The organism is Billgrantia tianxiuensis, from assembly GCF_009834345.1.
GTDB classification, from domain to species: domain Bacteria; phylum Pseudomonadota; class Gammaproteobacteria; order Pseudomonadales; family Halomonadaceae; genus Halomonas; species Halomonas tianxiuensis.
Genome location: NZ_CP035042.1, coordinates 3996734 through 4017737, shown reverse-complemented (window position 1 = coordinate 4017737; position 21004 = coordinate 3996734). Strand labels below are relative to the sequence as shown.

Annotated in this window: 16 protein-coding genes and 2 pseudogenes; 9 read left to right on the top strand and 9 right to left on the bottom strand. The window is 63.9% G+C overall.

The window, feature by feature from the left end; all coding sequences use genetic code 11:
* Positions 1 to 4 precede the first annotated feature (4 nt).
* On the bottom strand, positions 5 to 1576 hold the full coding sequence (locus tag EKK97_RS18685) for a bifunctional GNAT family N-acetyltransferase/carbon-nitrogen hydrolase family protein (RefSeq protein ID WP_159554204.1): 1572 nt from the start codon (positions 1574 to 1576) through the stop codon (positions 5 to 7).
* A gap of 204 nt (positions 1577 to 1780) precedes the next feature.
* Here EKK97_RS18685 and EKK97_RS18680 point away from each other — a divergent pair, with 204 nt between their 5' ends.
* From EKK97_RS18680 to EKK97_RS18645, 8 genes and pseudogenes are all read left to right on the top strand, one after another.
* Positions 1781 to 3034, top strand: a complete 1254-nt coding sequence (locus EKK97_RS18680) for an ABC transporter ATP-binding protein (RefSeq protein ID WP_159554202.1) — start codon at positions 1781 to 1783, stop codon at positions 3032 to 3034.
* On the top strand, positions 3031 to 4335 hold the full coding sequence (locus tag EKK97_RS18675; RefSeq protein WP_159554200.1) for an ABC transporter substrate-binding protein: 1305 nt from the start codon (positions 3031 to 3033) through the stop codon (positions 4333 to 4335). Before EKK97_RS18680 ends, EKK97_RS18675 begins: the two co-directional genes overlap by 4 nt.
* A gap of 268 nt (positions 4336 to 4603) precedes the next feature.
* A pseudogene (locus tag EKK97_RS18670) lies at positions 4604 to 5490 on the top strand (carbohydrate ABC transporter permease).
* Positions 5487 to 6329 (top strand): carbohydrate ABC transporter permease, encoded by an 843-nt coding sequence (locus tag EKK97_RS18665; protein WP_159554198.1) that lies wholly within the window; start codon positions 5487 to 5489, stop codon positions 6327 to 6329. The pseudogene EKK97_RS18670 and the gene EKK97_RS18665 overlap by 4 nt, the downstream one beginning before the upstream one ends.
* Positions 6330 to 6479: 150 nt before the next feature.
* A complete protein-coding gene (locus tag EKK97_RS18660; protein ID WP_159554196.1) occupies positions 6480 to 8180 on the top strand; it encodes a transporter substrate-binding domain-containing protein in 1701 nt (566 codons plus the stop codon).
* On the top strand, positions 8170 to 9582 hold the full coding sequence (locus tag EKK97_RS18655) for a sigma-54-dependent transcriptional regulator (RefSeq protein ID WP_159554194.1): 1413 nt from the start codon (positions 8170 to 8172) through the stop codon (positions 9580 to 9582). Before EKK97_RS18660 ends, EKK97_RS18655 begins: the two co-directional genes overlap by 11 nt.
* A 287-nt stretch (positions 9583 to 9869) precedes the next feature.
* Positions 9870 to 11150: a dicarboxylate/amino acid:cation symporter gene (locus EKK97_RS18650; RefSeq protein WP_159554192.1), complete on the top strand. Its 1281-nt coding sequence runs from the start codon at positions 9870 to 9872 to the stop codon at positions 11148 to 11150.
* Positions 11151 to 11321: 171 nt separating this feature from the next.
* The gene (locus EKK97_RS18645; RefSeq protein ID WP_159554190.1) at positions 11322 to 12089 is read left to right on the top strand and encodes a glutaredoxin family protein; all 768 of its coding nucleotides are present in this window, start codon (positions 11322 to 11324) and stop codon (positions 12087 to 12089) included.
* A 2-nt stretch (positions 12090 to 12091) separates the two neighbouring features.
* On the opposite strand, the gene EKK97_RS18640 is transcribed toward EKK97_RS18645, so the two are convergent.
* The 3 genes from EKK97_RS18640 to EKK97_RS18630 form a co-directional block, all read right to left on the bottom strand.
* Complete coding sequence (locus EKK97_RS18640) at positions 12092 to 12874, bottom strand: diguanylate cyclase (RefSeq protein ID WP_159554188.1); 783 nt, start codon at positions 12872 to 12874, stop codon at positions 12092 to 12094.
* A gap of 102 nt (positions 12875 to 12976) precedes the next feature.
* Positions 12977 to 13546, bottom strand: coding sequence for a gamma-glutamylcyclotransferase (locus EKK97_RS18635; RefSeq protein ID WP_159554186.1), 570 nt, complete (start codon positions 13544 to 13546; stop codon positions 12977 to 12979).
* Complete coding sequence (locus tag EKK97_RS18630) at positions 13543 to 14442, bottom strand: DMT family transporter (RefSeq protein ID WP_159554184.1); 900 nt, start codon at positions 14440 to 14442, stop codon at positions 13543 to 13545. Before EKK97_RS18630 ends, EKK97_RS18635 begins: the two co-directional genes overlap by 4 nt.
* Positions 14443 to 14784: 342 nt before the next feature.
* Here EKK97_RS18630 and EKK97_RS18625 point away from each other — a divergent pair, with 342 nt between their 5' ends.
* The gene (locus EKK97_RS18625) at positions 14785 to 15213 is read left to right on the top strand and encodes a hypothetical protein (RefSeq protein ID WP_159554182.1); all 429 of its coding nucleotides are present in this window, start codon (positions 14785 to 14787) and stop codon (positions 15211 to 15213) included.
* A 64-nt stretch (positions 15214 to 15277) separates the two neighbouring features.
* Here EKK97_RS18625 and EKK97_RS18620 read toward each other — a convergent pair whose 3' ends face one another.
* The 5 genes and pseudogenes from EKK97_RS18620 to betC form a co-directional block, all read right to left on the bottom strand.
* Positions 15278 to 15544 (bottom strand): DksA/TraR family C4-type zinc finger protein, encoded by a 267-nt coding sequence (locus tag EKK97_RS18620; RefSeq protein WP_159554180.1) that lies wholly within the window; start codon positions 15542 to 15544, stop codon positions 15278 to 15280.
* Positions 15545 to 15712: 168 nt separating this feature from the next.
* Positions 15713 to 17767 carry a choline BCCT transporter BetT gene (gene betT / locus EKK97_RS18615; RefSeq protein ID WP_159554178.1) on the bottom strand — a complete coding sequence of 685 codons (2055 nt, stop codon included), beginning with the start codon at positions 17765 to 17767 and terminating at the stop codon, positions 15713 to 15715.
* 12 nt (positions 17768 to 17779) lie between these two features.
* Positions 17780 to 18136, bottom strand: coding sequence for a sodium-independent anion transporter (locus EKK97_RS25030; protein ID WP_236551467.1), 357 nt, complete (start codon positions 18134 to 18136; stop codon positions 17780 to 17782).
* Between the two features lie 156 nt (positions 18137 to 18292).
* A pseudogene (locus EKK97_RS18610) lies at positions 18293 to 19431 on the bottom strand (SulP family inorganic anion transporter); the annotation flags it as partial.
* 5 nt (positions 19432 to 19436) lie between these two features.
* Entirely contained in the window at positions 19437 to 20963 is a 1527-nt protein-coding gene (betC, locus tag EKK97_RS18605; protein ID WP_159554176.1) for a choline-sulfatase, read from the bottom strand.
* Positions 20964 to 21004: the final 41 nt, after the last annotated feature.

Sequence of the window (21004 nt, the reverse complement as noted above, 5' to 3'; positions counted from 1 at the left end):
GGCCTCAGCTCTCTTCCTGCCGTGCGCCGGACTTCCACGACCAATCGCGCCAGCGCAGGTCGAACAGATCCTTGCGCCGATCCTTGAGGTTGGTCACCGAGCCCTCGGCGCGCACCACGGTGAGGCGGGTGAGGTCGAGGTCGGAGAAGATCACCATCTCGGTGTTGGGCGTGGTCTCGGAGAGCACTGCGTCGTGAGGGAAGGCGAAGTCCGAGGGCGAGAACACCGCCGACTGGGCGTACTGGATGTCCAGGTTACGGATCGACGGCACGTTGCCCACGCTGCCGCACAGCACCACGTAGCATTCGTTCTCGATGGCCCTTGCCTGGGCGCAGTGGCGCACCCGCAGGTAGCCGTTCTTGGTATCGGTCCAGAACGGCACGAACAGGATATCCATGTCCTGGTCGGCCAGCAGTCGGCCGAGTTCGGGGAACTCCACGTCATAGCAGATCAGGATGCCGATGCGTCCGGCATCGGTCTCGAACACGCGCAGCTCGTCGCCGCCCTCGATCACCCACTCGCGGCGCTCCTGGGGGGTGATGTGGAGCTTCGACTGGTGCTCCACGTGGCCGTCGCGGTGGCACAGGTAGCTGACGTTGTAGAGCCGACCGTCCTCACGCTCCTCGATCATCGAGCCGGCAATAATGTTGATGTTGTAGGAGACCGCCATGCGCGATATCTCGGTCTTGAACTGCTCGGTGAAACCGGCCAAGTAGCGAATGGCAGCGAGCTGGTCCTGCTGGGTGGCGCGGTCCTGCAGGCCCATCAGCGGTGCATTGAACAGCTCCGGGAAGACGGCGAAATCGCTCTGGTAGCTGGAGATGGCGTCGACGAAGTACTCCACCTGCTGCAGCACCGACTCAACCGAAGCGCACTCGCGCATCTGCCACTGCACCGCCCCCACGCGCACCTGGGTGGGGCGGTTCTCCAGTACCCGCTCGGCGGGTTCATAGAGGATGTTGTTCCACTCCAGCAGAGTGGCGTAACCCTGGGATTTCTCATCTTCGGGCAGATACTTGCGCAATAGCCGCTTGACCTGGAAGTCGTTGGCCAGCTGGAACGACAGGATCGGGTCGTAGATCGCCTTGCGTGCCACCTGGTCGATGTACTCGGTGGGCGACAGCTCTCCGGCGTGTTCGTGGTACTGGGGAATACGTCCTCCGGCCAGTATCGCCCGCAGGTTGAGCGAGCGGCACAGCTCCTTGCGCGCTTCGTAGAGGCGCCGGCCCAGGCGGTAGCCGCGATAGTCAGGATGGATCAGCACGTCCAGCCCGTACATGGCGTCGCCTTCGGGGTCGTTGAGGATAATCTCGCGGTTGCCCACCAGGTCGTCGTACTTGTGCGGATTGGAGAACTCGTCGTAGTCGACCCGCACGGTCAGCGCCACGCCCACCAGCCGCTCGTCGTCCTCAATGGCGATCTGGCCGTCGGGGAACTCCTGGATCAGCCGGTCGATGGAATGCTGCGGCCAGGCGCCACCGATGTCGTCGTAGACGGCATCCATCAGCTGCTTGAGCTGAGGGTAATCGTCCTGCGTCAGGTTGCGGAGATTGAGATGCAGGTCGTCAAGGGACATTGCGCTCGGTTCCTGATCAGGGGAAAGCTGCCATTCTAGCATGCGGTAAGGGCCGCCAGGACGTCGCCATCGGTCGTCATTCCGTCATCGCTGCGTCATCGAAAGGCGCCAGGATGACCGCAAATTGTCGAATTACCGGCTACGCTGAGTTCGGGAGAATCGATGACAGCCATGTCACGCCTTCACGGGCAACGCGGACGCAGCATGAACCCAGACAATAACAATCAGCGACGCCAAGGCTCGCATGTCGACCTGAGGAACCGTCAGCAAATCCGGCTCGAGAGCGTCAGCAAACGCTGGGGCGAGACCGTGGCCGTCGACAGCATCGGCTTCGACGTGGCGCCGGGCGAGTTCGTCATCCTGCTCGGCCCCTCGGGCTGTGGCAAGTCGACCACACTGCGCATGATCGCCGGTCTCGAACAGGCTAGTGCCGGACGTATCCACATCGGCGAGCGCGACGTTACCCACCTGCCGCCTGGCGACCGGGGCATCAGCATGGTGTTCCAGTCCTACGCGCTGTTTCCCCACCTCAGCGTGGCCGACAACATCGTCTTCGGCCTGCGCAGCCGCAAGGTGCCCAAGGCCGAGCGGTGCGAGCGGCTGGCGCGGGTGGCCCAACTGGTCGATCTCGAAGCTTATCTTGAACGCAAGCCGGCGCAGCTCTCCGGCGGCCAGCGCCAGCGGGTTGCCCTGGCCCGGGCGATCATCTCCGAACACCCCATCTGCCTGATGGACGAGCCGCTCTCCAACCTCGATGCCCGCCTGCGCGGCGAGATGCGCCGCGAGATCAAAGCGTTGCAACAGCGTCTCGGTATGACGGTAATCTACGTCACCCATGATCAGGTGGAGGCGATGAGCATGGGCGATCGGGTGATCCTGATGCAGGACGGCGGCATCGTGCAGGACGGTACGCCTGAAGAGCTCTATGCCAAGCCGGCGACGGCGTTCGCCGCCGGTTTCATTGGCAGCCCGGCGATGAACCTGGTGACGCTCGCCGCTGCCGCCGACGGTGCGGTGATCGAAGGCGAGCCTCACTGCAGCGTGGCGGCTCACGAAGCCAAGGGCCACTGGCTGGGCGTGCGCCCCGAGGAGATTCGCCTGCTGTCGGCCGACGCCCACGGCGTGCCCGCCGAGGTGGTCGACGCCGAATACCTCGGTGCCGACAGCATCGTACGGCTCAAGGTCGGCAGCCAGCAGCTGCGTGCGCGGCTCGACGGCAAGCCGACCGTCGCAGCCGGTTCGGCGTGCCGGCTACAGTGGCGGCGCGAGGCGGCGCATTTCTTCGACGCAGGCGATGGGCGGCGGCTGGCGATTGTGGGGCACGACCTTGCCGCGCCTCCCGGACGTCGTCGCTTCGAGCCGGGCTTTTCCACCGCGGCGCATGCGTCATTGCAAGACAACGAGGCCCGAGCCTCGTCCAACCACGTAGGGAACGACTCTTCAGGAGTGAACCGATGAACGCACGCTTCGCACTCACCAAGAGTGGCCGGCTGAGCGCAACGGCCCTGGTCGGCCTGCTGGCAAGCGGCTCGCTGACCGCCCAGGCCCAGACTGAACTGACCATGTACTACCCGATCGCCGTGGGCGGGGCTCTGACCGACGTGATCGATGGCCTGGTGGCTGAGTTCGAGAACGAGCATCCCGATATCTCGGTGAATGCCATCTATGCCGGCAACTACGACGATACCCGGGTACGGGCCATGTCGGCCATCGAGGCGGGTAATGCACCGCAGCTCTCGGTGCTGTTCTCCATCGACCTGTTCGACCTGCTGGAGCAGGACGCCATCATCGCGTTCGACGAAGTCATCGAGACCGACGAGGAGCGTGAGTGGCTCGATGGCTTTTATCCGGGGCTGATGGAGAACGGCCAGATCGACGGCCAGACCTACGGCATTCCGTTCCAGCGTTCCACCATTGTGCTCTACTGGAACAAGGACGCCTTCGAGGCAGCCGGGCTCGACCCCGAGACGCCGCCGGAGAACTGGGAGGAAATGGCCGAGATGGCTGCCGCGGTGCGCGAGGCAAGCGGCGGAGAGCAGTGGGGCGTGATGGTACCCTCCACCGGCTATCCCTACTGGATGTTCCAGGCCTTTGCCTTCCAGAACGGCCACCGGTTGATGAACGAGGAGGGCACCGAGGTCTACTTCGACGACCCGGCCGCCATCGAGGCGCTGGAGTATTGGGTATCGCTCGCCCGCGATCACCAGGCCATGCCCGACGGCACCATCGAGTGGGGCACGCTGCGCCAGAACTTCATCGAGGGCGCCACTGCCATGATGTGGCACACCACTGGCAACCTCACCGCGGTGCGCAACGAGGCCGATTTTGACTTCGGCGTGGCCATGCTACCCATGAGCACCCAGCGCGGCAGCCCCACCGGCGGCGGCAACTTCTACCTGTTCAAGGACAGCAGCGAGGAGGAGCAGCGCGCAGCGATGACCTTCATCCGCTGGATGACGGATCCCGAGCGTGCCGCGGCCTGGTCGATCGAGACCGGCTACATGGGCGTGAGCCCCGCCTCCTACGAGACCGAGGCGTTGCGCAACTACGTCGAGGAGTTCCCGCCCGCAGCGGTGGCTCGCGACCAGCTCGAACACGCCACCGCGGAGCTGGCCACCTACCAGGGCGGGCGGGTGCGCCGGGCGCTGGACAACGCCGTGCAGGCGGCGCTGACCGGCCAGATGTCGCCGGAGGAAGCGCTCAAGCAGGCCCAGGCGGAGGCCGATGCTGCCTTGCGCCGTTACGCGCGTTCCCGCTGAGGAAACACTGACAAATGGCTGCGCGAGCGAATCGCGGCGTTGCGCGGTGCCGAAGCGTCGGACCGTCGGAATCCTCACCTATACCCCATAGGCTCCGGTTGACTCGCAGCCTTCGGCTTCTCGCCCCTTCGGGGCCAGCCTACGGCTGTTTGTCGCTTCGCTCGGTACTGTGCTCCGTGCGCCTTGCGCTTCATCTCGCTCGCCTATTTGTGCAGCGCTTCCCTTTGTGGACTCAACAAAGAGAGGCAAAGGGAAGCAGGGGCAAGTCATGCTGATACACAATGCCGACCGACGCATGCAGATCTATGGCGCGCTGTTGCTGCTGCCGGCGGCGGTGCTGCTCGGCACCTTCGCCTACCTGCCCACCGTGGCCACGCTGATCAACAGCTTCTTCCTGCCCGGCTTCCGCGGCGCGCCGCCGGAGTTCGTCGGGCTGGAGAACTACGCCATGCTGGTGGAGGACCGCACCTTCTGGCGGGTGGCGCGCAACAACCTGATCTATGCCCTCGGCACCATTCCCACTTCCATCGCCCTGGCGCTGGGCATGGCGCTGTTCGTCAACGCCCGCCTGCCGGGACGCGGCTTCGTGCGCATGGCCTACTTCACCCCGACCATCCTGCCGATGATCGCCGCGGCCAACATCTGGATGTTCTTCTATGCGCCGCAGATCGGCCTGTTCAACAAGCTGCTCGGCGCGCTGGGGCTCTCCGGGGTGAACTGGCTGGGCGACCCAGCGTGGCGCTGACCTCGGTGATCGTGATGACGGTGTGGAAAGAGGCCGGTTTCTTCATGATCTTCTACCTGGCGGCGCTGCAGAGCATCCCGCCGGAGCTGAAGGAGGCCTCGGACCTGGAGGGCACCAGCCGCTGGAGCTTCTTCTGGCGGGTGACCTTCCCGCTCTTGATGCCGACCACGCTGTTCGTGCTGATCAATGCCCTGATCAACGCCGTGCGGGTGGTCGATCACCTGTTCATCCTGACCAAGGGCGGGCCCAACAACGCCACCAACCTGCTGCTCTACTACGTCTATGAGAACGCCTTCTCGTTCTTCGACCGCACCTATGCTGCCACCATCACCGTGGTGATTCTGCTGGTGCTGGCGGTGGTGGCCACGCTCAAGTTCACCGTGATCGATCGCAGGACGCACTATCAATGAACCGAGCCATCAGCCCCGCCGTCAGCCGCTTCGCCCTGCGCGTGCCGAGCCTCGAGACCACGGCCGCCTGGCTGCTGGCCATCATCTGGATATTCCCGCTGCTCTACGCGATCTGGGCCGCCTTTCATCCGCCGGCCTACATGGTGCGCTTCGATCTGTTCGCGCCGCTGACGCTGGACAACTTCGCCAACGCCTGGGCCCAGGCGCCGTTCGCCCGCTACTACTTCAATACCTTCCTGCTGGTCACCGGCGTGGTGCTGGCGCAGTTCGTGGTCTGTACCCTGGCGGGCTTCGCCTTCGCCCGCTTCCCCATCCCCGGCCGCGACGCGCTGTTCATGCTGGTGCTAATTCAGCTGTTCGTCTTTCCCGAGGTGCTGATCGTCGAGAACTACCGTATCGCCAGTGGCCTGGGGCTGGTCGACACCATCACCGGTATCGGGCTGCCCTACGTGGCCAGTGCCTTCGGCATCTTCCTGCTGCGACAGACCTTCAAGACCATCCCCCGCGAGTTGGAGGAGGCGGCCCGGGTGGAGGGCTGCGGCTGGATGGCGATCCTGCTCAAGGTCTACGTGCCCTTGGCCAAGCCCACCTACCTGGCCTACGGCCTGGTGTCGATCAGCCACCACTGGAACAACTTCCTGTGGCCGCTGGTGGTCACCAACTCGGTGGAGAGCCGTCCGCTCACCGTGGGGCTCGGCATCTTCTCGGCGCCGGAAACCGGCGTCAACTGGGCCACCGTCAGCGCCGCCACGCTGCTCAGCATCGCGCCGCTGCTGGTCGCCTTCCTGCTGTTCCAGCGCCAGTTCGTGCAGTCGTTCCTCAGGGCGGGGATTCGCTGAGCCAGCACCACACGCTCACGCCTGTACCTCCCGGCGACAGGAAACCATCGGCGTTTGGGTTGAGGTAAAATAGGCCCGAAAAGCACCGTGGGCAGCGTATCTGACGCGTTCCGTCATGCCGTTGACGTTGGGTGCGTTCGGAGTTGTCCAATGGTTCCTTCCCTGTATCGCGGCGTGCTGGCTTGCCTGTTCGCTCTGGTTCTGTCGCTGGCGACCGGCGGTGGCGTGGCCGTTGCCCAGAATCGGGTCATCGTGGTTGGCGGCGACCACAACTATCCGCCCTACGAGTTCCTCGACAAGGAGGGGCAGCCGGCCGGCTACAACACCGACCTGACCCGGGCGATCGCCGAGGTGATGGGCATCGAGGTGGAGATTCGGCTGGGCAACTGGGCCGAGATGCGCCAGCTTTTGGCGGAGGGTGAGATCGATGTGCTCCAGGGGATGGCTCATTCACCCGAGCGGGCCGAGCTGTACGACTTCGCGCCTCCGCATGCCATCGTCCACCAGTCGGTCTTCGCGCGCAGGGGAGAGGCGGCGATCAATGATCTGCAGGAGCTGCGCGGCAAGGAGGTGATCGTGCAGGAGAACGGCGTCATGCACGACCTGATGCTGCAGCACGACGTCGGCGCCCGGCTGGTTCCGGTCGAGGCCCATGCCGATGCGCTGCGCCTGCTGGCCTCCGGCAAGCATGACTATGCGCTGGTTGCGAATCTGCCGGGGCTCTATCTCGGCCGTGAGCTGGAGCTCTCGAATATCAGGCCGATAGGCAAGACCTTTGCCGCGCGACGCTACGGCTACAGCGTGCTCAAGGGCAACGAGGAGCTGCTGGCGCAGTTCAGCGAAGGACTGGCGATCCTCCGCAACACCGGACGGCAGCAGGAGATCTACGACCGATGGCTGGGGCCGCTGGAACGCCAGGGCATGCCCTGGAAGAAGATTGGCCAGGGCGCGGCGGCGATCTCGGTGCTGCTGCTGGTGATCCTGGGCGGCATCGTGATCTGGAACCGGATGCTCACCCGCGAGGTCGCCCGGCGTACGCAGGAGCTGCAGGTCCAGCAACAAAAGCTGATCCAGACCGACAAGATGACCTCGCTGGGGGTACTGGTATCGGGCGTGGCGCACGAGATCAACAACCCCTGCAGCCTGGTGACGATGAACCTGGCGATGCTCAAGGAGGTGCTGCGCGACAGCGAGGAGGCGTACGAGGCGTATTATGAACAGCACGGCGACTTCCTGCTGGGCCACTTGCCCTACAGCCGCATGAGCAAGGAGATACCGCGCATGCTGGAGGACATCTCCAGCGGCGCGCAGCGCATTCGCCGGATCGTTGACGATCTGCGGGATTTCGCCCGCCAGGGGCCTGTCGAGCTGAACGAGTCGGTGGACCTCAACGAGGTGGTGGCCGCCGCCATTCGCCTGGTCGATAGCACCATCCGCAACTCCACCGATCGCTTCGAGGTCCGCTACGCGCCAGCGGTGCCGCGCTGCCGGGGCAACGCCCAGAAGATCGAGCAGGTGGTGATCAACCTGATCGTCAATGCCTGCCAGGCGCTGGATTCTCGCGACCAGGCCGTCTGCGTGGCAACCTATCACGATGCCGGCAGCCGTCTGCTATGCCTCGAAGTCCGCGATGAGGGGCGCGGCATCGAACCGCAGAACCTTTCGCGGCTCAGCGACCCCTTCTTTACCACCAAGCGGGACCAGGGCGGAATGGGGCTTGGCCTGTCGGTATCCCTCAGCATCGTTCAGGAGCACGGTGGTACCTTGAGTCACGATTCTGCACCCGGCAAAGGGACTTGCGCGGTGCTGGCGCTACCGATCCAGCGGGGAGCAGCGACCCATGAGCAGTAACCTCTACCCCTCCTTCGGCATACTGCTGGTCGACGACGAAGCCTCCTTCCTGCGCAGCTTCAGCCTGATGCTGGAGAGCCAGGCGGGAATCAATCATCTCTACCAGTGCCAGGACAGCCGCGATGTCATGCAGACCCTCGCCCGGGAACCGATCGGACTGGTGCTGCTCGACCTGACCATGCCCCATCTCTCCGGTGAAGCGCTGCTGCGCCAGATCGTCGAGGAGCACCCGGAGATCGGAGTAATCGTCGTCAGCGGCCTGAACCAGCTGGAAACGGCAGTGAACTGTATGCGCCTCGGCGCGCATGACTACTTCATCAAGACCACCGAGGAGAGCCGCCTGATCGACGGCATTCACCGGGCGATCCGAATGCAGGAGATGCGCCTGGAAAACCTGGAGATGCGCCGCCGCTTCCTCAGCGATACGCTCGACCGGCCGGAGGTGTTTGCCGACATCGTGACGCAGGACAAAGGCATGCGCTCGGTGTTCCAGTACCTCGAGGTGATCTCGGCAAGCAGCCAACCTGTACTGATCAGCGGCGAGAGCGGCACCGGCAAGGAGGCGATCGCCCGTGCCATCCATGTATTGAGCGGGCGCAGCGGGCCACTGGTCTGCGTCAACGTGGCCGGCCTCGACGATGGCATCTTTGCCGACACCCTGTTCGGCCACAAGCGCGGCGCCTTTACCGGCGCCGACAAGGCGCGCGCGGGAATGATCGACCAGGCCAGCGGTGGCACCCTGCTGCTGGACGAGATCGGGGACCTCAGCCTGGCATCGCAGATCAAGCTGCTGCGTCTGCTGCAGGAGGGCGAATACTACCCACTCGGCAGCGACCGGCCCAAGCGGCTCCACGCCCGGGTGCTGGTGGCGACCCACCAGGATCTGGAGCGGAAGCAGCGTGACGGCAGCTTCCGCAAGGACCTCTACTACCGCCTGCGCACTCACCAGGTGGAGCTGCCTCCGCTGCGCCAGCGCCTGGGGGACATTCCGCTGCTGCTGGATTACTTCCTCGCCGAGGCCGCCGAGGAGCTCGGGCGCAACAAGCCGACGGTGCCCAAGGAGCTGCCGGCACTGCTGCGCCACTACGCCTTTCCCGGCAACATCAGGGAGCTGCGCGCCCTCTGCTTCGACGCCCTCAGCCGTCACCAGGGCGGTGTATTGTCGATGGAGGTGTTCCGTCGGGTGATCGGGCAGGACACGGCCCCGGCGAACCCCGCTGCGCAGAGCGACGCACCGCTCTTTGCTGCCGAGCGACCCTTGCCCTCGCTGCAGGAGGTGGCCGACCTGCTGGTCGCCGAAGCGATGAAGCGCGCCCAAGGGAACCAGTCCCTGGCTTCGCGCCTGCTGGGGATCTCCCAGCCGGCATTGAGCAAGCGACTGAAGAAATCCCAGTCGTCGTGAGACCCCTATAACCAAGGTTATGGCTATAACCTTGGTTTTCCTCTTTCAAGCTATTGAAATAAAAAGACTCAACGGGGGAGGTCGCGGCCTCGCCATGACTTTCGTTATAGCCCTTCCGACGCCTGTTCCTGTCGCTGCTCTCTTCTCGATACCTACGTGAAAACAAAAGGTTGCCCTTGGTTTTTCTGGGTTGGCAACTTTCTTGCTGTTCCCTACGGGTTGAGCCAAGGCGGATTGCTGCCGTGGCACTCGACACCCTGACAGACCACAACGACAAAGGAGTAGACATGGATTCCACTATTACCGAGTCCCGTCCTGCCGGTTTCTGGAGCAGGCTGGCGCTGTGGAAGAAGATTCTGATCGGCATGGGCCTCGGCATGCTGGCAGGGGTGATCCTGGGCCCCGATGCCGAACTGCTGAAGCCGATCGGAACGCTCTTCCTCAACGCCATCAAGATGCTCATCGTACCGCTGGTGTTCTGCTCGCTGGTGACTGGCGTCACCTCGATGCAGGACACTCGCAAGCTGGGACGCATCGGCCTCAAGTCCCTGGCGCTCTATCTTGGCACCACGGCCGTGGCGATCAGCATCGGCCTTGGCATGGGCACGCTTTTCGCACCGGGAACGGGTGTCAACATGGTGGCCGCCGGCAGTGCGCCTTCCGCCAGCGACGCGCCAACTCTGGTCGAAACGCTGCTCAACATGATTCCGACCAATCCGGTCGATGCGCTGGCGACCGGCAATATCCTGCAGATCATCGTATTCGCCTTGGGATTGGGCATCGCCCTGAACCTGTGCGGTGAGAAGGCCAAGCCGGCGGTGCAGATCTTCGAGAGCCTGGCGGAAGCCATGTACAAGCTGACCGAGCTGGTCATGAAACTGGCTCCCTACGGCGTGTTCGGCCTGATGGCCTGGGTGGCCGGCACCTATGGCATCGGTATCCTGCTGCCGCTGATCAAGGTCATCGCCGTGGTCTACATCGGCTGTGTCATTCACGTCGTGGTGTTCTATAGCGGCCTGATCAGCAGCCTGGGGCGCCTGAACCCGGTGCGCTATCTCAAGGGGGTGATCAATCCTGCGGCGGTAGCCTTCACCACCACCAGCAGCGCCGGTACCCTGCCGGCTTCCATCAAGGCCGCGCGTGAAGAGTTCGGGGTCTCCAAGGGGGTCTCCAGCTTCGTCCTGCCGTTGGGCGCCACCATCAACATGGACGGTACCGCCCTCTACCAGGGCGTCTGTGCCCTGTTCATCGCCCAGGCCTTCGGCATCGATCTGGCGTTTTCCGACTACCTGCTGATCGTCATGACCGCCACCCTGGCGTCGATCGGGACCGCCGGCGTGCCGGGGGCGGGGCTGATCATGCTGTCGCTGGTGCTGACCACCGTGGGCCTGCCCCTGGAGGGTCTGGCAATCATCGCCGGTATCGACCGCATCCTGGACATGGCCCGTACCACGGTGAATGTCTGCGGCGACCTGATGGTGTCGGTGCTGGTCGGCAAGAGTGAAAGCGAGCTCGATGAAAGCGTCTACAACCGCGCGCACTCCGCTGCGAAGGTCAGCGTAGTCTGATTCCGCCTGGGGAAGTCTCAGCAACCCTTGGCGTTAGCACCGTCGGCTCACAGATTCTTCCGGTGAGCCGACGGTGCTTTGGGCGATCCCGCCGTGCCCACCACTGAAGGTTCACCACCGCTGTCGATTGACTACCCTTGGGGGTGAATGCATGACCCAAGGAGAGATGCCATGGCTCACGGACAGACAGCAGGGCAGGTCAAGCAGGCCAAGCTATACCGCATGGTCATGAAAGAGCACCTGTGCCCCTTCGGCCTTAAGAGCAAGGACCTGCTGGAGAGGAAAGGCTTCGAGGTGGAGGATCACCACCTGACCACGCGCGAGGAGACGGAGGAATTCAAGGAGAAGCATGACGTCGATACAACGCCCCAGGCCTTCATCGACGGCCAGCGCATTGGCGGTTATGACGAGCTGCGCGAGCATTTCGGCTTGGACTCGCCGGGCGAGGACGAGACCACCTACCAGCCGGTGATCGCCCTATTCGCCACGGCGCTGCTGATGGGGTTCGCCGTCAGCTGGACCGCGACCGGCTCCTTGCTGAGCGCGAGAATGCCGGAGTACTTCGTGGCCATTGCCATGACCCTGCTGGGGCTGCAGAAGCTCAAGGACGTGGAGAGCTTCAGCACCATGTTCCTCAACTACGATCTGCTGGCTCAGCGCCAGGTGCGCTACGGCTACGTGTATCCCTATGCCGAGACGCTGGCAGGCATCCTGATGCTGGCCGGTGCCCTGGTGTGGCTGGCCGCGCCCGTCGCACTGTTCATCGGTACGGTAGGCGCCGTCTCGGTGTTCAAGGCGGTCTATATCGACAGGCGCGAACTCAAGTGCGCCTGCGTGGGCGGCGACAGCCAGGTGCCGCTGGGCTTCGTATCGCTGACCGAGAACCTGATCATGATCGGCATGGGCCTATGGATGCCGCTACGCATGTATGTCCTGTAGCGTCACTGTTTCGTCTCGGTTTCGGATGAGGAAAGGCCTGTGGCATGGTGCATGCCCTTGTGCGTCCGGGCCGGTGGCGCACCTTCTTGCAGTTGCGCCAGTACGCTGCGATTGCGCCCCTCGCGCTTGGCTTGGTAGAGCGCCTCGTCGGCGTGCGAGAGCAGTGCCGAAGAAGCCAGGGCTGCGACCGGGCGCATCACGGCCACACCGATGCTGACCGTGACCACGGGCGAGTGCGTAACGCCTTCGTTGGGTATGGCCAATGCTTCGATGCCCTGGCGGATGCGTTCGGTGATCTGGAAGGCCGCAGTGACTGAAGCATTGGGCAGCAGCACCACGAACTCCTCGCCACCGTAGCGCACCACCATGTCGGCTTCCTGACGGATATGGCGCTGCATCTCCAGGGCGACCTGGCGCAGGCAGGCGTCTCCCTGGAGATGGCCGTAGCGATCGTTGTAGTTCTTGAAGCAATCGATATCGATGACCAGCAAGCCGATCACCGTACGCTCGGCAATGGCCTCGCTCCAGCGCTGGGCCAGCATGCTGTCGAAATGGCGGCGGTTGGCCACGCCGGTCAAGGGGTCGGTGGCAGAGATCCTGGCCAGGGCCTGATTGTCTTGAAGAGCGGCTTCGTTCCGTAGCTTCTCGCGCAGGAGCAACAAGTAAGATTGCCGTTCGCTGGCTTCCAGACGGTAGTTGGCCACGAGAGTGAAGAGAACGCTGGAGAGAAAGACGACGAAGGTGTAGATCTTCACTTCTCCCTCCATGGGTTCGTAGGGCGCCACGAAGGCCACCATGACGAGAGTGCAGAGCAGCGACGAGACGACGGCGAAGCCAAAGCGCAGTGAAAAGACGATGTTCGGCCGGCCGATGCCTAATTTTACTTTTTATGCCTCTTTTATGCTTCTTACTCGTGCCGCTAGTCCGAATACGTGGCTGTCCTCGGCGCCGAGGTGTTCCAACGCTTCGGCGAGTTGAAGAAGATAGTCGCGATTGGCACCGCTGGGACCATGGGCGGTGGCGATCTGCCGGGCCATCTCTTCAAGCGGGGCGTCGCCGAGGAAGGCAGCGTTACCCTCCGTGGCAAGATAGATCAGCCCTTCGGCGTGGCTACCGTCATGGAAGTGCAATACTACCCGCTCGCGCAGGTAGCCGTTCTTTTCGCGAATATCCAGAGGGCCCAGCGTGTCGGCATCGATACGGTAGGCCATGCCTTGGCAGATCGCGCCGGGAGATTCGACCAGGGTGGCCACGCGCCCCGGTTCCTCTGGCGTGCCGCGGTGGTCATGCGAACCCTGCCAGAAGCGCCTGGCCCAGCCCACGATATGGGCGGGGCGCCGCTCGTGAAAGGGAAACTCGGCTTTCCATATCAGCGAGCCGTAGCCGAACAACCATAGTGTCTGGCCGGTGGTGAAGAAGTTTCTCTCCTGGTTGAGCGAGGTGGTATCGACGGTCATATGTTGCGGGTGGCTCTGCGTATCAGCGGCTGGGTCAGGGTCTGGGCCATGAGTACCCCGGCCAGCACCAGCGCGCCGCCGACCAGATGGAACAGGGCAATGCGTTCGCCGAGGAATGCCATGGCGATCAACGCGCTGAACAGCGGCATCAGGTTGATGAAGATACTGGCCTGGCTGGCGCCGATCTGACGGATGGCACGCATCCACAGGAAGGTGGTGACGATCGAGGCCGGAATGCCGGCGTAGAGGATCAGCCACACGTTCTGGCTGTCCACCGGTGTCATCGGTCCCATCAGGTAGGGTGGCAACAGGAACAGCACGGCGAAAACCACCTGGGCATAGAGCAGCACCCAGGGTGGCAGATCCAGCGGCCAGCGCTTGAGCATCACGCCGTAGAGGGCGTAGCAGGTCGCCGCCACCACCATCAGCAGGTCGCCGAGGGCTACCCGCAGCTCGAGCAACGAGAGCGGATCGCCGCGTCCCAGCAGTATCAGCACACCGAACAGGGCGACGAGCCCGCCCACCGTACCGCCGAGACTCGGTGCCTCGCGCAGGATCAGCGCACTGAGCAGCACCGTGAGCAGCGGCACCATGGCGGCCAGAATGCCCATGTTGGTGGCCGAGGTGGTCTCTGCGGCCACGTAGGCGAGTCCTTGCCAGAGCCCCATGCCGAGCAGGCCGAGAATGGCGAGCTTGAGCCACTCGCGACGGATGGTGTGGCGATGGCGCCAGGCGGCCGGCAGCAGAAAGGGAGTGAGAATCGCCAGGGCCAGCACCCAGCGCAGAAAGGCGATGCTGCTGGGCGCGATGGAGCCCACGGTGAGCTGGTTGATGGTCATGTTACCCGACCAGATCAGCACGGCACCCAGCGGGGGCAGGAAATAGAGCAGCGGCATGGCGATGTCTCGAGCATGGTGTGGCCCCGTGATGCCGGGGCAGCGAAAGGCCCCATGATATCGGGCTGCTTCGCCCATGCAAATCATGAGGACGCTAAGCGTATCCGGTTTGCGTACTCCGGCTGGCATCCGTAAACCGTGGTCTACCCTGATATAGCGAGACTCCCATACACAACGCTAAGGAAACACTGCACAAATGTTTGCGCGCGCGAATCACTACGTTGCGCGGCGCTCGGAATCCTCACATATACCCCATATGCTCCGGTTCCTGCGCTCCGTGCGCCTTGTGCTTCATCTCGCTCGTCGATTTGTTCAGCGTTTCCCTAATACCAAGGTGAAATCATGGAGCTACGACACTACGGATGGATGGCCCTGTGTGCCGCAGTGGGTCTGGTTGGCTTCGGTGGCCATGTTCACGCTCAGGACGACACCGACCCGGCGCTGGAAGACGCCGTTGCCTACGCGGGTCGTTGGGCAACCGAACCGGCGCTTTGCGCCGAGGGAGGCGATGAGGATCGTGCGATCACGCTCGGTCCATCGCGCTTCGAGGGTACCGAGGCGTCCTGCGACATGACGGTGACAGAGGAAGGCGCTAACGCCTGGGTGGCTGAACTCGACTGTCCGCCCGATGACATGGCCACTGACGAAAGCATTCGGATGTCTCTCGAACAGGAAGACGAAGAGGGTGACGGGGAGGTTCTGACGCTGACCTATCTTGACCGTGAGGACCACGAAGTCACGCTGATGCGCTGTCCCGGGCCAGGAGAGTGACCACGAGACGAGCCTCACCAAGGGTGAGGCTCGATGAGGGCCGAGGTGTCCGGGAGGGTGACGATCAGCGCAGTTGGCTGTCCTTGCTGCCGCGTCGGTTGTAGCCGCTGTAGACCGTACGCTGCTTGTCATGCTCGTTCTGGCAGGCGATACACAGGCGTACGCCGGGCATGGCCTCGCGGCGAGCCTGGGGAATCGGCTCATCACACTCCTCGCAGTGCGTCAGGCTCTCACCCCGTGGCAGTTCGCTGCGCGCGCGCTGCAACGCATCCTCTATGGTGCTGTCGATCTGCTCTTGTACCGCTCCGTCTCGCGACCAGCCACCTGCCATGCTTGCCTCCTTCGGCGCTTCGCGTGCCGACTCTCTAATTTTTCAGTTTGGAGTATCCGGTGGGTCCTTGCCAAGCGGCGGGGTCTTGCCAGCCGGCGGGACTTTGTAGAAAGACGAGCCCCACCTGGGTGGGGCTCTTCGGGTCAGGCGATACCGTCTGCGAATTGGCTACGAGGCAGGTTCGGCTTGTGTCACGCCATCGCCTTTCGCAGTGTGGTGGGGAAAGGTTTCCAGGTACCCCTGCTCGCTAGCGTGGGCCAGGAAGCGCAGATGGCGCTGATACTCATTGAGCACGTCATGCACGACCTGCATGCGCGTGTAGCCGTTGAGATCCTGGCCCAGGCCGCCTTCGGCCAGATGCACGTCGAGGCGCAGGTAGTAGTCATCGTCCGCGGGCAGGAAGCTCGGCGGCTGCATGCGCTGCGGACGTATGCCATATACGAAGCTGGGAGCGCCCTCGAAGTCGACCTGCAGGGTCGGGCAGAGCAGTTGGGTGCCATCCACTTGCTGTTCGGTGACGGTGGCCTTCTGGCCGCGGCGGGTCAATTCCTCGGCCAGTTCCGCCAATGCCGGGCGAATGGCGTGACGTAGCGTGCCCTCGGCGCCGTTCTGCGTGGTGGCGTCCAGGGTGCGATCGAGACGCTCGCGCCAGTCGCTGGTGGCGGAGGCGCTGGCAAGGATGTGATGGCGAGCATCGGCCTTGCCGGTTTCGACCTTCAGCGAGCGGTACATGCTGAACATGGTCAGGAAGATGATCGCCGAGAACGGCAGGGCGGCAATCACCACGGCGCTCTGCAGGGTGCGCAGTCCCCCGGCGATCAACAGTGCCAGGGTGATCAGGCCGATGATCGCCGACCAGAAGATCCGCAGCCGGGCGGGGGCGTCGTGGTTCACGTCGCGCAGCACGTAGGTGAAATTGGACAGCACCAAGGCACCGGAATCGGCCGAGGTGACGAAGAACACGATGCTCAGCATCAGCACCAGGGAGGCGGTAAGTCCGACCATGGGCAGTTGCTCGAGGAAGGTGTAGATAGTGGCTGGGGGCCGGTTCACGGCTTGGTCGCCGAGTACCACCAGGCCTTGCTCGACCATGTCGATGCCGCTGTTGCCGAACACGGACATCATCACCATCACGAAGATGAGCGGGATGAACAGGGCGCCGGCGACGAATTCACGGATGGTGCGTCCCCGTGAAATGCGTGCCAGGAACAGGCCGACGAACGGCGCCCAGGCGATCCACCAGCCCCAGAAGAACACCGTCCAGCCGCTGAACCAGCCTTGTGCTTCGGGCGAATAGGCATAGGTATCGAAGCTCTTACCGGTCAGCGCCACCAGGTAGTCACCGGTGTTCATGACCAGCATGTTGAGCAGCCTGAGCGTATCGCCCTGGAGCAGCACGAACAGCACCAGGCCCGCGACCAGCAGCAGGTTGAGTTCCGACAGCCGGCGAATACCCCGCTTCACGCCGCTCACCACCGACAGGGTGGCCAGGGTCACCACCAGCAAGATCAGCATGATCTGCGCGGGCAGCCCCTCGGGTATGCCGAACAGGTAGGTCAGCCCGTAGTTCATCTGCATCACGCCGATCCCCAGCGCCGTGGCGATGCCGAACACGGTAGCCAGTACGGCGGCGATGTCCACGGCATCGCCAATGGGGCCGTAGATGCGCTTGCCCAGCAGCGGATAGAGCGTCGAGCGAATCGCCAGGGGCAGCCGATGGCGATAGCTGAAATAGGCCAGGGCCATGCCCATCAGCACGTAGAGCCCCCAGCCCGAGATGCCCCAGTGCATGAAGGTTTGCACGATGGCTTGCCGTTGTGCCTCGGCGGTACCGCCTTCGCCGAGGGGCGGATTCAGGTAGTGAGTCAGCGGTTCGGAGACCACGAAGAACAGGATGGCGCCGCCCAGGCCGGCGGCGAACAGCATCGCCGACCAGGACAGCAGCGAGAACTCCGGTCGCGAGTGGTCGGGGCCCAGGCGGATCTTGCCGAATCGCGAGAAGCCGATCATCACCACGAAGACCAGATAGGCGACGACCGCCAGCATGTAGTACCAACCGAAGGTGTTGCCGATCCAGTCCAGCCCGGCATTGAAGAATGCCGTGGCGTGTTCGGTGAAGGCAATGGCATAGATCAGGAAGAGCAATATGCCTGCTACCGAGCCGTGAAACACGGCGGGGTTGAGCCGATTAGTCGACTCGCTGTCGGGATGTGGATGTGTCATGGGGAAAGCCTCTCATATTGTTATTGCCATTGGCTTGTCGTGGTTTCGAGCGTTGTCGCCATCGACGAGGCCAGCTCGTTGCAAGCGGGCCATGACGTCGGGCTTGGTCCAGACCAGGTACAGCCTTCCGCCCCGCGCCTGACAGCGACGTGCCTGGCCCTGGAGCAGATGAAGGCCGCTTAGGTCGATGAAGTTGATCCCCGCCGCGAGTACCACCAGGTTCGGCCGGTCGTGAGACTCGAGTTGCCGGGCAACCGATTCGCAGGCACCGAAGAACAGTGATCCGTCGATCCGGACGACGGTGCAGCATGGCTCCTCCAGGGCCTGCTGAATCTCCGCAGGGGCTTGGGACAGCGCGCATACGACCACTGGCGGGCGGGTGGTCCGGCGCAGGTAGACGGCCAGCGAGGCCAGTACGCCGAAATAGATGGCGAACTCCAGCGCCAGCAACAGGGTGCTGAAAAAGGTGATCAGCAGGATCGCCGTTTCCGAGCGGCTGATTGCCAGGGTCTCGCGAATGCTGTGCCGGTCGACCAGCTTGGCGGCAACCAGCAGCAGCAGGCCAGCCATGGCCGACATCGGCACATGGTGCAGCAGGGGAGCGGCGACCAGCACCATCGGTATCAGGAACAGCGCCGACAGTACCGCCGCCAGTGGTGAGCGGGCCCCGGCACTGGCGTTGAGTCCCGAGCGGGTGAACGAGCCCGACGAGACGTAGGCGGAGAAGAAGGCTCCGCCGATGTTGGAGAGCCCCTGGCCGATGAATTCCTGGTTGCTGTTCAACCTTTCGCCCGAGCGAGCGGCGAAGGCCCGCGCGATCGCGGCGGCTTCGACCAGCCCCAGCAAGCCCAGGGCGATGGCGCCGGGTGTCAGCAGGCGCAGGGTGTCGAATGAGAGCTCCGGTGCCGAGAGTGGTGGCAGGCCGGCCGGCACCTCGGCGATGCGCAGGATCTCGCTATGCGTCGGGTCGAGCCAGGCGGCCAGCAGCGACGCTGCTACGAGCGACAGCAGCATGCCCGGCCAGCGTGGCAGCCAGCGCTGAAATGCCAGGCAGAGGGTGAGCGTGAAGCCGGCGATCAGCACGACATCGGGACGGATGTCGCCGACCCGGGCGAACAGCTGGGGCCAGACGTCGAGAAAGCCGCTGCTCACCATGGGAGCCAGTCCCAGCGCATAGGGGAGCTGGCTGGTGGCAATGATCAGCGCCGCGCCGGCGGTGAAACCCGTCACCACCGAATGCGAGACGAGATCGACCAGCACCCCCAGTCGTGCCAGGCCCAGCAGCAGTTGGAAGGCGCCGGCAAGAAAGGTCAGGGTCAGCACCAGGGCGATGAACTCGCCGCTTCCCGCCTCGGCGAAGGGCTGTAAGGTGGCGAACAGCGCGATGGATAGGGCCGCCGTCGGCCCGCTGACCATCTGCCGCGAGGAACCGAACAGCGCTGCCAGCACCGTCGGGACGATGGCGGTATACAGGCCGTACTCGGGGGCAGCCCGGCCAGCAGGGCATAGGCTACCCCTTGAGGCACGACCAGCACCGCTCCGGTCAAACCGGCAACGGCTTCGGCACGCAGCGAGCGCGACGTCTGCTGCGGCAGCCAGTCGAGAAACGGCAACCAGCGCTTGGGCCTGGCCGGTTGCCGGCGAACGTCGGTTGCGGTTTCCATCATGGCTATTCGACGGAGGCCGCCGGGAAGCGCGCGCGCCGCTCGAGATCGTCCAGATCGATGGTGTTGCGCATGTACTGGGTGCTGGCGTCGAACGTCGGCTGGTGATCCCAGGGCGTGACCCTACCCTTCATGAGCGCACGGGAGACCAGCTTGCGCCGCCGCTGGCTGGCGATCACCTCAGCGTGCAGCCGTACATAGTCCCAGCGGCTGGCGACCTCGTCGCGGAACTGCTTGCACAGGTCCAGGTAGGCAGGTTCCTCTGCCAGGTTGCGGAGTTCCAGCGGGTCGGCCTCGAGGTCGAACAGCTGGTCCGGATCCGGCGCGCTGTGGACGAACTTGTAGCGCCCGCGGCGAATCATCAGCAGCGGCGCGATGGCGCCTTCGCCGAGGTATTCGCCGATCACTTCGTCGTGCCCGCCGTTGCCGGTCAGGTGCGGCAGCAGGCTACGGCCGTCGAGGGGCGCGGCGTATTCCGGTGCGATGCCGTCATGGGCGAACTCGGCGAAGGTCGGCAGCAGGTCCATGGTCGATACCGACTCGCGTACCCGGCCCGGAGTGAAGCGGCCAGGAGCGTGAACGATCATCGGCACCCGGGCCGAGTCCTCGAACCAGCTCATCTTGTACCAGAGGCCGCGCTCGCCAAGCATGTCGCCGTGGTCGCCGGAGAAGACAATGATGGTGTCCTGGTCGAGTCCGGTCTCCTCGAGGACCTTCAGCACGGCGCCGATCTGGTCGTCGACATAGCTGATCGCTCCATAGTAGGCGTGGCGTGCGTTGCGGATCTGTGCGTCGCTGAGGGTGTCCTCGTCGAGCTGGTAGACATGGCGCAGGCGCTTGGAGTGCGGGTCCATCAGCTCGCGGGAGTAAGGCACTCGCGGCATGTCGATGGCGTCGTGGTCGTAGCGGTCCCAGTACTCCTGCGGAATGGTATAGGGGTCGTGGGGATGGGTCAGCGACACGGTCAGGCAGAAGGGGCGTTGCTCGCCGTTCCTTGCGAAGTCGTAGAGGAAACGCTTGGCGCGGAAGGTGACCTCGTCGTCGAAATCGAGCTGATTGGAACGTGCGCAGGGGCCGGCCTGAGTGACCGAGGACATGTTGTGGTAGTAGCTCGGCCGCTCGTCGAAGTTTTCCCAGTCGACGAACCAGCCGAAGTCCGCCGGGTAGATGTCGGTGGTCAGGCGTTCCTCGAAGCCGTGGAGCTGGTCGGGGCCGCAGAAGTGCATCTTGCCCGACAAGGCGGTGAGGTAGCCGGCATCGCGCAGATAGTGGGCGTAGGTGGGGATGTCGGCGGCAAAGTCGGCGGCATTGTCGTAGGCGCCGATGCGCGACGGCAGCTGGCCGGCCATCAGCGTGAAGCGCGAGGGGGCGCAGAGCGGGCTGTTGCAGTACGCCGAGTCGAACACGACGCCTTCCTCCGCCAGGCGTGACAGGTTCGGTGTCTTGACCAGTGGATGGCCATAAAAGGGTAGGGCCGATGCCGTCATCTGGTCGGCCATCAGGAACAGGATATTGGGCTGCTTGCGGGTCATGGGGTCTCCTGCCGTTGTAAAAAATAGGCTTGAAAGCAGAT